Annotated in this window: 9 protein-coding genes; 1 reads left to right on the forward strand and 8 read right to left on the reverse strand. The window is 37.8% G+C overall.

Annotated elements, in window-relative coordinates:
- Nucleotides 1–19: 19 nt before the first annotated feature.
- Both F4V44_RS13720 and hemA read right to left on the reverse strand, forming a co-directional pair.
- A complete protein-coding gene (locus tag F4V44_RS13720) occupies nt 20–850 on the reverse strand; it encodes a cytochrome C assembly family protein (protein WP_150440593.1) in 831 nt (276 codons plus the stop codon).
- 15 nt (nt 851–865) lie between these two features.
- On the reverse strand, nt 866–2,212 hold the full coding sequence (hemA, locus tag F4V44_RS13725; RefSeq protein ID WP_150440594.1) for a glutamyl-tRNA reductase: 1,347 nt from the start codon (nt 2,210–2,212) through the stop codon (nt 866–868).
- A 290-nt stretch (nt 2,213–2,502) separates the two neighbouring features.
- On the opposite strand from hemA, the gene F4V44_RS13730 reads away from it, so the two are divergent.
- Complete coding sequence (locus tag F4V44_RS13730; RefSeq protein ID WP_150440595.1) at nt 2,503–3,009, forward strand: LiaI-LiaF-like domain-containing protein; 507 nt, start codon at nt 2,503–2,505, stop codon at nt 3,007–3,009.
- Between the two features lie 23 nt (nt 3,010–3,032).
- Here F4V44_RS13730 and yihA read toward each other — a convergent pair whose 3' ends face one another.
- The 6 genes from yihA to F4V44_RS13760 all read right to left on the reverse strand — a co-directional run bounded on the left by yihA (nt 3,033) and on the right by F4V44_RS13760 (nt 12,248).
- Nucleotides 3,033–3,644 (reverse strand): ribosome biogenesis GTP-binding protein YihA/YsxC, encoded by a 612-nt coding sequence (yihA, locus tag F4V44_RS13735; protein WP_150440596.1) that lies wholly within the window; start codon nt 3,642–3,644, stop codon nt 3,033–3,035.
- A complete protein-coding gene (gene lon, locus F4V44_RS13740; protein WP_150440597.1) occupies nt 3,641–5,968 on the reverse strand; it encodes an endopeptidase La in 2,328 nt (775 codons plus the stop codon). The genes yihA and lon overlap by 4 nt, the downstream gene beginning before the upstream one ends.
- Nucleotides 5,969–6,262: 294 nt before the next feature.
- Nucleotides 6,263–7,933, reverse strand: coding sequence for an ATP-dependent protease LonB (gene lonB, locus F4V44_RS13745; protein WP_150440598.1), 1,671 nt, complete (start codon nt 7,931–7,933; stop codon nt 6,263–6,265).
- Between the two features lie 169 nt (nt 7,934–8,102).
- Entirely contained in the window at nt 8,103–9,368 is a 1,266-nt protein-coding gene (gene clpX, locus F4V44_RS13750) for an ATP-dependent protease ATP-binding subunit ClpX (protein ID WP_150440599.1), read from the reverse strand.
- A 400-nt stretch (nt 9,369–9,768) separates the two neighbouring features.
- Nucleotides 9,769–11,064 (reverse strand): trigger factor, encoded by a 1,296-nt coding sequence (gene tig / locus F4V44_RS13755; RefSeq protein WP_150440600.1) that lies wholly within the window; start codon nt 11,062–11,064, stop codon nt 9,769–9,771.
- A gap of 161 nt (nt 11,065–11,225) precedes the next feature.
- Nucleotides 11,226–12,248, reverse strand: coding sequence for a tetratricopeptide repeat protein (locus F4V44_RS13760; RefSeq protein ID WP_150440601.1), 1,023 nt, complete (start codon nt 12,246–12,248; stop codon nt 11,226–11,228).
- Between the last annotated feature and the right edge of the window lie 74 nt (nt 12,249–12,322).

Raw genomic sequence — 12,322 nt, forward strand, 5'->3', positions numbered from 1 at the left:
AAAGCGCCTCCTAGATAGTCTACAACCAAATATGAAAGGATGAAAAGCTTCCAATTAAAAAGAAGTTAATTAATAGAATAAGAAATGCAGCGATATTAAATAGCGCAAGTGACTTTCCTGCTATCCCCTTTCTAATTCGTAAATACAAATAAACACAGTATATAGCAAGAACAAATACGGAACCAATTATTTTCGGGTCAACCCATGATACATTTGGAAGCTTAATGTATGCCCATTGAGAGCCAAGAATGACTCCAATTATCAGCATCGGCGCTCCAATTACATTTAATACATATGACATTTGTTCAAGCTTCGACAGATCAGTGATTCGCCATAGTCTCTTTCCCCACTTTTTCCCTTTTAGTAGATTATATTGAAACAGATATAAAAGAGAGAAAACAAACGATAAAGAAAAAGCACCATACGATAATATTGCAGCCGTAATATGAATGAATAGTAATTCTGAAACAAGCTGCTGCGCCTTGACGGTTGAGTCAATTTGGTCAGGAGCAAAGGTATGTACAACCATAAACATGAAACCAATGACATTTGTAAAGAATACAATGAAATCAACACGCAACAGACGGTTAATAATCAGCGAGAGCGTCACTAGTATCCAAACATAAAAATAAAGCCCTTCAAAAATAGTCAAAACTGGAAATCTCCCTACTTTTACCATGTAAAAATACAAAAAGAGAGACTGCAAAACCCATACAAATGAAAGTAACCAGAAGGCAGTGCGGTTTGCCCTCCGGTTATGATGAAGAAAATCAATAAAATATAACAATACACTAACAGCATACAGAATAACCGTTAACTCATGCAGCCGCGTTATTACGTTATCCATCATAAGTCTAGAACCTCTTTACGATTGAAAGGCTGGCTGTGATGAATGAACATTTACCGTTTTTTGTTCGGCCGCTTTCACTTCTCGCTGTTTTTCAACAAGTTCTTCAATATTAAAAATAGACATAAATAGTTCTAGTTTTTTCTCAGCATCTTTTGAACCGGCTAATTCCTTCGCTTGTAAAATCGGATCCTTTAGCATTTGATTAATGATACTCTTTGTATGTTTGTTTAATACTTTCATATCACGATCACTCAAATGTGAAAGTTTTCTTTCCAAGCTTTTCATTGTTTCTGCCTGAATGGTTAAGGCCTTTTCACGAAGGGCTGAAATGACCGGTACCACTCCAAGCATATTTAACCATTGCTTAAATTCCACAATTTCCTCTTCTACCATTAAAGAAATAGTTTCAGCCGCTTTCTTGCGTTCTTGCAAATTTGCTTCCACAATTCCTTCTAAGTCATCTATATCATAAAGAAAAACACTATCCAATTCACTTAAAGCAGGGTCTAAATCGCGAGGTACAGCGATATCCACCATAAACAGAGGCTTTCCTCTGCGTTTTTTCTCAATATTTTCAATCATTGTCTTTGTAATAACAAAGCCTTTTGCGCCTGTAGAACTAATTAATATATCTGCATCCATTAGGGCAGATTGCAGTTCATCTAACGATTTGGCTGTTCCATTAAAACGAGTTGCCAAGGACTCCGCTTTTTCAAAGGTACGATTAATAACCGTTACTTTCTTTGCTCCGTTCCCATGAAGGTTCTGAATGGCTAACTCGCCCATTTTCCCTGCGCCGATAATAAGAACATGCTTATTTTCAATCGTGCCAAATATTTTCTTTGCCAGCTCAACGGCAGCATAGCTGACTGATACTGCATTTGCTCCAATATCCGTTTCAGAGTGTGCCCGTTTTGCAAGAGTCACAGCTTGTTTGAACAGCTGATTAAATACTGTACCTGTTGTATTTTCGTCTTGGGCCAATAAAAAGCTTGAACGAACCTGGCCTAAGATTTGAGTTTCCCCAAGTACAAGTGAATTCAAACCACAGGCTACTTTATAGAGATGCTCAATAGCACCATCCTGATCATAAATAAATAGAAATGGCGAAAATTCACCTTGCTCTATTTGGAACCATTCTGAAAGGAATTCTTTTATATAGTACCGACCTGTGTGTAGTTGATCTACGACTGCATAGATTTCTGTCCGATTACATGTTGATAGAATGACATTTTCAAGAATACTTTTTTTAGCATTCAGCTTTTTCATCGCTTCCCCTAGCTGTGAAGGGTCAAACGTCAAACGTTCTCGGATTTCTACTGGAGCCGTTTTGTGGTTAATCCCAACGACAATAATATGCATGTTATGTTTATCCCCCTATAAAAATAAGCATAATTCCCCTGTCATTATTATAGCATGTGTCATATTTATATTTTTTACAAATATATGAATATATATTAAATTATTTTCAGTTATTTTTTTAATAATATATTTTGAATAATGCAAATTCTGCAGTTTATCCTCGATCAGTGTGGTAAGATAATTAAGAATATCGTTCTAGTAATTAAACTTAATCTGTCTAATTACCTATATCAGTACAGTAACAAAAAAACATATAATATTCAAGAAATCATTATTGGAAGGATTGTCAAATGAAGAACCCACGTATTTTCCCTGGAATCATTTTAATTGGCTTTGGAATCTTCTTTTTTCTGCAGCAAGCGAATCTTCCTTTATTTGCTCAATTTATGACGTGGCCCACACTGCTGATGATTGTAGGAATTGCCTTTTTATGTCAAGGCTATGCCGGAACAGATTATGAAGCCATTTTACCTGGTGTCATATTAACCGGCTTTGGCTTCCACTTTCATGTTGTGAACCGCCTGTCAATATGGCCAGATGCTCTCGGTGTTTTTATCCTAATCATTGCTCTTGGTTTTTTACTTCGCTATCAAAAGACTGGGAACGGGCTGTTTCAAGGTGTTTTATTTCTTTCTTTAGCCGCACTGTTACTTTTCTATAATCAAGTCATGAGCTGGCTTGGTCTAATAGAAAGTAAAATTGCCGCATTTAGCAATTTTTGGCCCGCGGCACTCATTCTTGTCGGAACCTCCCTCTTATTTTCCAGAAAAAAAAGAGAAAGAGAAAGACAAAAATAAAAGCGGAACTTGCTTGTTCCGCTTTACTCTTCTTCAAATTCTTCTATTTCATCCTTCATATAGCTTTTCATCACTGCCCATGCCTGATCTTTTCCATATCCTGTTTCTGATGAAAAAAGAACAATGGTATCATTTGGGTCAAGCTCCAGCGTTTCCCTTGTTATTTTCAAATGCTTTTGCCATTTTGATTTTGGAATCTTATCAGCCTTTGTATTGATAATAATAACGGGAATATCATAATGCTTTAGAAATTGATACATCATGACATCGTCCGCAGTCGGCGGATGACGCAAATCAATAATTAATATGACTGCCTTTAACTGCTCTCTTGTTGTCAAATACGTTTCAATCATTTTCCCCCACGCAGCACGCTCGGTTTTCGACACACGAGCATATCCATAACCGGGAACATCCACAAAATAAAATGCTTCATTAATAAGAAAGAAATTTAATGTTTGTGTTTTCCCTGGTTTCGAGGAAGTGCGAGCAAGACTCTTACGATTCAATACTTTATTAATAAATGACGATTTCCCAACATTAGAACGGCCGGCTAAGGCAAATTCCGGTAAAACTTCACTCGGATATTGATCAGGCTTAACAGCACTTATGACAATATCAGCACTTTTGATTTTCATTCCTGTCCCTCGCTTTTTAGTGCATGCCGAAGCACTTCATCAACGTGGGAAACTAGTACAAACTCTAATTCTTCCCGAACACTTTCCGGAATATCATCTAAATCCTTTTCATTTTCTTTTGGACAAATGATTTTAGTTAGTCCTGCGCGATGTGCACTTAATGTTTTTTCTTTTAATCCGCCAATTGGCAATACACGGCCGCGAAGGGTTATCTCACCTGTCATACCCACTTCTTTACGGATTGGTTTACCCGTTAATGCTGACACTAGTGCCGTTGCCATTGTAATTCCCGCTGAAGGACCATCCTTTGGTACGGCGCCTTCCGGTACATGAATGTGAATGTCGTACTTCTCATGGAAGTCCGGATCAATCCCAAGCTCTGTAGCTTTTGAACGAATATAACTAAAAGCAGCCTGTGCTGACTCCTTCATCACATCGCCTAGCTTTCCTGTTAGGACAAGCTTTCCTTTACCAGATGACAGGGATACTTCAATTTGCAGTGTATCACCGCCAACGGTCGTATAGGCAAGCCCTGTTGCAACTCCCACTTGATCTTCCAGCTCTGCTTGGCCGTAATGGAACATTTTCTTCCCAAGAAAATCTTCTAGATTTTGCTCAGTAACGATTACTTTTTTCTTTTCACCAGATACAATAATTTTGGCCGTTTTCCGGCAAATGCCTGCTAGTTTTCGTTCTAATCCCCTAACACCGGCTTCACGTGTATAATAGCGGATAATATGAAGGATTCCCTCATCACGAATCTGCAGCTGTGCTTTTGTTAATCCATGCTCTTTTATTTGTTTTGGCAGTAAATGATCCTTGGCAATATGAAGCTTCTCAAGCTCCGTATAACCGGCAATCGAAATAATTTCCATTCGGTCACGAAGCGGACCTGGAATCGTACCTAAATCATTGGCTGTTGCAATAAACATAACCTTTGAAAGATCATAAGTTTCCTCAATATAATGGTCGCTAAAATTATGATTCTGCTCAGGATCCAATACTTCAAGCATGGCAGCAGATGGATCACCGCGAAAATCACCGGACATTTTATCAATCTCATCTAATAAAAAGACAGGATTAATCGTACCAGCCTTTTTCATTCCTTGAATAATTCGCCCTGGCATTGCCCCCACATACGTTCTCCTGTGGCCGCGGATTTCTGATTCATCCCTGACGCCTCCAAGTGAAACACGGACAAAATGACGGTTTAAGGACGTAGCGATTGAGCGGGCAAGACTTGTTTTACCGACTCCCGGAGGACCGGCAAGGCATAGAATCGGCCCCTTCAAAGAGTTTGTCAGCTTTTGTACAGCCAAATATTCGATTACACGCTCTTTTACCTTTTCTAGGCCGAAATGATCCTGATTCAAGATACGCTCCGCTTTTTCAATATTAATGTCATCTTCCGTTGCATTGGACCAAGGAAGTGAAATCAGCCAATCAATATAATTACGGATGACAGCACTCTCAGCAGAACTGGAGGGAACCTTTTCATAACGATCCAATTCCTTTAAGGCCGCTTGTTTAACATGCTCAGGCATGCCAATCTGTTCGATTTTCTCTGTCAGTTCAGCTACTTCACCTGACTTTCCGTCTTTATCACCTAGCTCTTTTTGAATAGCCTTCATCTGCTCACGCAAATAATATTCCTTTTGCGTGCGTTCCATTGATTTTTTGACTCTCTGTCCTATTTTCTTTTCTAAACTTAATACTTCTTTTTCATTATGAATAATTTCAATGACCCGATTCATCCGGTCCTTTACTTCAATCAGCTCTAAAATATCTTGTTTTTCTTTAAGCTTTAACGGAAGATGCGATGCGATGATATCAGCCATTCGCCCCGGTTCCTCTATATCACTGACTGATGAATAGGTCTCCGCAGAGATTTTTTTTGACACTTTTATGTATTGTTCAAAGTATTCAAGCATTGTTCTCATTAAGGCTTGATCTTCCGAATCAATTGTCTCTTGATCCTCATATGTTTTTAAACGAACTAAAAAATAATTCGGTTCATCGATGTACTCAATAATTTCTGCGCGCTTTAAGCCTTCAATCAGTACTCGAATGGTGCCGTTCGGAAGTTTTAGCATTTGCTTTACCTTTGTTAACGTTCCCACCTGGTACAAATCTTCTTCCTCCGGCATATCAACTGACAAATCCTTTTGTGTGGTTAAAAATATAAGATGATTGTCAACCATTGCCTTTTCAAGTGCCTGCACAGACCTGTCGCGGCCAACATCTAAATGAAGAACCATTGTCGGATAAACAAGTAAGCCACGAAGCGGCAGCAAAGGGACGATTACTTCTTCATGATTTGCCATTCCTTACACCCCCATATGGTCATTTTTCCATATATCACTAACATTTTCCTTTTTACAATTTTATCGTATTTAAGTCCACGTGTCTAATAAGGCGGATTCTTGTCAAAAGATTATACGAGACACACTTCATTCTCCATGATAAAAGCTATATAATAAAGCTTCGTCTTGTCCGCAAAGAAACAAACCGAAGCTTCCTTTTTCTATTTTAAAATAGTATGTGAATCCCTGCTCAATTAGAGTGCTTTTTTGCATTCATCTCTAACTTTAGAAGTGGAGGGCTTCTGCTGAATGAAGTTAAATACTTTCTTTCTTTGTCACTTCAATAGATGATGCAGAAATAGATGGACTGGAGCTGTAGTCCTTCTTTAACGCCACGTCAAACACTTCATTTATATGAGTAACAGGGATAATCTCGATATCTTTAATTTCCTGCAGAATCGTTTGCATGTTTTCTTTCGGGATAATCACTTTTTTCACACCGGCTTTTTTCGCTGCCTTCACTTTTGGATATACTCCTCCAATTGGCTTCACATTCCCATGAATGCTAATTTCACCGGTCATCGCTACCGTGTTGTCAATTGGAAGATTATAAATAGCCGAATAAATTCCGGTTGCCATCGCAATTCCGGCAGACGGGCCATCAATTGGAACTCCTCCAGGGAAATTTACATGGATATCAAATTCATCTGCAGGAACACCCATTGAGCGTAACACTGTAATAACATTCTCTATAGAGCCTTTTGCCATACTTTTTCGGCGTATCGATTTTCCACTGTTGCCGATACTTTCTTCTTCTACAATGCCAGTAATATTAATTGACCCACTCTTTTTTGCCGGAATTACGGTAACTTCTAATTCAAGCAGTGTTCCTGTATTTGGTCCGTGTACGGCAAGCCCATTCACAAGACCTATAGCAGACTCAGTGTTTACCTTGCGTTCCATTCTTGGACTGAGCTGGCTGGAATGGACCACCCATTCAATGTCCTCTTCTTTTATGTATTGACGATCCTCAGTAATAGCTAGCCCTGCAGACAGCTGAATCATATTGACAGCCTCCCGTCCATTTCGTGCATAAGAGGCCAGAATCCCAATCCCTTTTTCACTAATCTGCATATTTACTTTATCCGCTGCTTTTTTTCCGACAGCAGCAATTTCCTCTTCCGTTAATTCGCGGAAAAATACCTCCATGCACCGTGAGCGAATAGCCGGAGGAATTTCGCTTGGAGTCCTTGTTGTAGCACCTATTAAACGGAAGTCTGCCGGTAGTCCATTTTTAAATATATCATGAATATGATTTGGAATCTGAGTATTTTCCTCGTTATAATAGGCACTTTCTAAATATACTTTTCGGTCCTCAAGCACCTTTAATAATTTATTCATTTGAATCGAGTGCAATTCTCCAATTTCATCAATAAACAATACCCCGCCGTGTGCATTTGTCACTGCGCCCTGCTTCGGCTGAGGAATACCGGCTTGTCCCATCGCTCCGGCTCCTTGATAAATGGGATCATGAACAGAACCAATCAATGGATCTGCTATCCCTCTTTCATCAAATCTTGCTGTAGTAGCATCCAGTTCTATAAAAACCGAAGATTGTTGAAATGGAGATTTCGGATTCTTTTTTGCTTCCTCTAATACAAGTCTGGCAGCTGCCGTTTTACCTACTCCCGGAGGACCATAGATAATAACATGCTGTGGATTGGGACCGCATAAAGCAGCCTTCAATGACTTTATTCCATCCTCCTGCCCGACAATATCCTTGAAGCTTGACGGACGTACCTTTTCAGAAAGCGGTTCACTTAATTTAATCTCTCTTAGTTTTCTTAACTGGTCCATTTCTTTTTTCGATTCTCGGTCAATAGATACCTTTTGCGTACGCTGATTTTTTAATAAATTCCAGAAATATATCCCTATCACGACACCGAAAAATAATTGTATAAACAAGACAATGCCCGTCCAACTCATCGTATTCCCTCCTGCAAATTAATACTAGTTGATATTTGCTAGTATCTCCTTCACTAAGCAGGAATAAACAAATTTTTGACGTAATAGCATGCCGTTATGGAAAAAAAGCCAAACCGGGAATGGTTTGGCTTTTTTCATAAATCTTGCTCCAGCGCTTACGCTTTTTTTATTATGCAGATGTTTTTCTTTTTTCTTGTACAACAGTTCCATCTGTAAGAACTAACTTTGGATCCGTTTTATCAACAACGGTTTCCTGTGTAATGATACATTTAGAAATATCATCACGTGATGGAAGCTCATACATGACATCAAGCATAATTCCTTCGATGATGGAACGTAATCCACGAGCACCCGTTTTTCTTTCAATAGCCTGCTTAGCTATTTCAAGCAGCGCACCTTCCTCAAACTCAAGCTCAACATCGTCAAGCTCAAGCATTTTTTGGTATTGCTTTACTAAAGCATTTTTCGGCTTAGTTAAAATCTCAATTAACGCATCTTCATCAAGCTGTGAAAGACTCGCGATAATAGGTAAACGTCCGATAAATTCCGGAATAAGTCCAAATCGTAATAAGTCCTCTGGTAAAACTTTAGAAAGCAAATCTTTTTGTTCAACTTCCTGTTCTTTTAAGTCAGAACCGAAACCAATGACTTTTTGTCCAAGTCGGCGCTTAATAATTGTCTCAATTCCATCAAAGGCGCCGCCGCAAATGAATAAAATATTCGTCGTATCAATTTGAATAAATTCTTGATGCGGATGCTTTCTTCCACCTTGAGGCGGCACACTTGCAACCGTTCCTTCAAGAATTTTCAACAATGCCTGCTGCACACCTTCACCAGATACATCTCTTGTAATGGATGGGTTTTCAGACTTACGAGCAATTTTATCAATTTCATCAATATAGATAATTCCTTTTTCAGCCTTTTCAACATCATAATCTGCTGCTTGTATAAGTTTTAACAGGATGTTTTCTACATCCTCCCCAACATATCCAGCCTCTGTTAATGAAGTTGCATCAGCAATGGCAAATGGTACATTTAATATACGAGCTAATGTTTGTGCAAGCAATGTCTTCCCACTACCTGTCGGCCCAATCATCGCAATATTACTCTTTGCCAATTCAACCTCATCAATTTTACTGTTTGAGTTAATCCGTTTGTAATGATTATAAACAGCTACTGATAAGGATTTTTTAGCCTGGTCTTGTCCAATCACATACTCATCAAGTATTTCACGGATTTCCGCTGGCTTTGGTACATCTTTAAATTCGATTTCCTCTTCTGTACCTAATTCTTCTTCAACAATTTCAGTACACAGTTCAATACATTCATCACAAATATAAACACCTGGTCCTGCGACTAATTTGCGTACTTGTTCCTGTGTTTTTCCACAGAACGAGCACTTCAATTGTCCCTTTTCGTCATTAAACTTGAACAATATTTTCACCCCTTGAATTACTTTATGTAATCTATAACTAACGTGGATTGCTCGCAATAAAGTTTCCTAATGCTACTATTTATTGAATTGTAACACATTTTATGAAAATACAGGAAATGATAACCCTTGCATAAAAGCAAATTAGCAGGAGCTTTTTATTGCTGAGCAATCCGTTTCCAAATATGTAATCATTTCATATCAACATTAATAAAATAATGTGTTTAATCATTCGTTTCAATCTTTTATGTATTATATATATTCCTGTATGTTCAAATTAAAACCCCTGCTAAAGAGTTACTTTTATTTATTATATGTATTTTACCATAATATAAAACAAGGTACGATAAAATCGCACCTTGTTTTTAAAATCAATTAATTATACAAGAAATGCACGAATAAATTAAGCTTGTGCTTCAACCGTTTTACTGTTGTCAACTAAGAACTTAACAGTATTTCTTGCTTGAAGATCACTCTTAAGTCCATCAAGGCTTCCAAGCGCATTTTTAATATTATCAACAGTCATGTTATACATTCCTGCCATTTTTTCTAACTCTTCATTGATTTGTTCATCTGTTACTTCAATGTTTTCAGCTTTTGCAATTGCTTCAAGTGTTAAGCTTCCGCGAACGCGTTGCTCAGCTTCTTCTTTCATTTGTTCACGAAGAGCTTCCTCATTTTGACCTGAGAACTGGAAGTAAAGCTCAAGATTCATCCCTTGCATTTGTAAGCGTTGTTCGAATTCTTGAAGCATACGATCTACTTCATTATCAATCATAACGGAAGGAACATCAATTTCAGCATTTGCAGTTGCTTTTTCAACAATAGCATCTTGAATATGGTGTTCTTCTTGATGCTTTTTATCATGCTCTAAACGAGATTTGATTTTTTCTTTTAATGCATCTAAAGTTTCCACTTCTTCGTCTACATCTTTAGCAAATTCATCATCTAGCTCTGGAAGTTCTTTTCCTTTAATTTCATGAACAGTTACTTTGAAAACAGCCGGCTTTCCAGCTAATTCAGCAGCATGATATTCCTCAGGGAATGTTACTTCTACGTCTTTTGATTCACCTGCAGCCAGACCAACTAATTGTTCTTCAAAGCCTGGGATGAATTGACCTGAGCCAAGTTCTAATGAATAGTTTTCAGCTTTTCCGCCCTCAAACGCTTCACCGTCAACAAAGCCTTCAAAATCCATAACAACTGTATCGCCGTTTTCTGCTTTTCCTTCTTCTTTCACAACAAGCTCAGCTTGTCTTTCTTGCAACGATTTAATTTCGTTGTCAACATCTTCATCTGTCACAGTTGTGTCAAATGCTTCTACTTCAAGTCCTTTATATTCGCCTAACTTTACTTCTGGTTTCACAGTAACCTTAGCAGTAAAGATAAATGATTTGCCTTTTTCAATTTGTTCTACATCAATTTCAGGACGGTCAACTGGCTCAATACCAGTTTCATCGATAGCCGCTGAATATGCTTCTGGAAGCATTAAATCGATTGCATCTTGGTATAAAGATTCTACACCAAAACGCTTTTCAAATAATGCACGAGGCATTTTCCCCTTACGGAAGCCCGGCACATTTACTTGCTTTACTACTTTTTGGAATGCAGAATCTAAGCTTTTGCTTACTGTTTCTGCATCTACTTCAACTGTTAGAACCCCTTGGTTCCCTTCTTGCTTTTCAAATTTTGCAGACATACTTTATTTTCCCTCCAACAATCTATTTCATTTACATTTACTAGCGAAATGATGAATGAATATGAATAATATAGCAATCATATTCTAATAGTAATATGATTATTTTTCACAAAAGCACCACTACATTATAACACAGGTTGTCACTGTTTCAACAGGCAGACTTAAAGATTAGGATAAGAAATTTCATCTATCATTCGAATAAATGTTTCTGCCACGTTCAAATCAGCTTGTAAAACATGGTATTCTTCCCGTAATTTACCTTCTGTATTATAATTCCCAAAATATTCATTTCCTAATACATGATAGGCTGCTGCTAAAGCCGCACTATTAAATGAACCCATCCCAAACGGATAAAGCATAAAAAACTGCCTCTCAACCAATGCCTTAATATGGCTATAGAGTACAGGATCTTCATTTTCTAGTTTTTCTCCAATGATTTCAATAATCTCTTGGAGTTGACTGCTTTCGGTTATATAAGGCAATTGTTCCGGAATAACCATTACCTTTTCATCAAATTTCTGAACTTCCACCTGTTTATCATATTCCTGCTCTTTTAGTACATTTAGAAGCAACGTCTTAAAGAAAGCACTTCCCTCTTTTGATTGAAGATAATTAGTGATTTCTTTTACAAACGGACGGATGTTTTTGTTGTTCAGCTGACCTGCCAGCACCATTTGTTCCTCAGGATTTTGATATTGAAACAAATCTATCTTTTGCTGTTCCCATTTGTCCTCAACGGGTTCTTCTTGAATCATATGGATTGGACTATCTAACATCCTTAGACTAAAATCTAGCAAACGATGAAAATGATCCCGTTTATCAGCAGGGATTTTATCCTCTGCTAATAATCCTTCAATTGCCGCAACAACCTCTTCATATTTATGAAGTTGAACAAGATACATAATATAGATGTTCATAATCTCTATGTCATTACCAATTCCCTCGTTTAGCATCTGGTCAACTAAATGAATCGCTTTATCAATCAATCCCCCATCAAAATAGGCAAGCAATAACCCTATATGACAATCACTATTCTTTGAATCTAATTGGACAGCATGCTCGAGCAATTCAATTGCTTCATAATAATTTTTCTGACGCAGACTCTCTAACCCTTTTTCTACCAGTCTTTGCTCTAAATCAGGAAAATAAACTATTTTATTATTTTTACGTTTTTCATTATCCATACGTATCCGCCTCAATGATTTCACTTAGGCTAGTGTAGCATAAGGAAAAAACGAAAGTAAACTTTTTAGTCAAA

This window comes from Niallia endozanthoxylica (genome assembly GCF_008710145.1).
Taxonomy (GTDB): Bacteria; Bacillota; Bacilli; order Bacillales; family Cytobacillaceae; genus Bacillus_BD; species Bacillus_BD endozanthoxylica.

Coding starts and splice junctions, on each gene's coding strand:
- lon (WP_150440597.1), bottom strand. CDS start 5,968: ATGGCAAATCATGAAGAAGTAATCGTCCCTTTGCTGCCGCTTCGTGGC.
- F4V44_RS13760 (WP_150440601.1), bottom strand. CDS start 12,248: ATGGATAATGAAAAACGTAAAAATAATAAAATAGTTTATTTTCCTGAT.
- lonB (WP_150440598.1), bottom strand. CDS start 7,933: ATGAGTTGGACGGGCATTGTCTTGTTTATACAATTATTTTTCGGTGTC.
- tig (WP_150440600.1), bottom strand. CDS start 11,064: ATGTCTGCAAAATTTGAAAAGCAAGAAGGGAACCAAGGGGTTCTAACA.
- hemA (WP_150440594.1), bottom strand. CDS start 2,212: ATGCATATTATTGTCGTTGGGATTAACCACAAAACGGCTCCAGTAGAA.
- F4V44_RS13730 (WP_150440595.1), top strand. CDS start 2,503: ATGAAGAACCCACGTATTTTCCCTGGAATCATTTTAATTGGCTTTGGA.
- F4V44_RS13720 (WP_150440593.1), bottom strand. CDS start 850: ATGATGGATAACGTAATAACGCGGCTGCATGAGTTAACGGTTATTCTG.
- yihA (WP_150440596.1), bottom strand. CDS start 3,644: ATGAAAATCAAAAGTGCTGATATTGTCATAAGTGCTGTTAAGCCTGAT.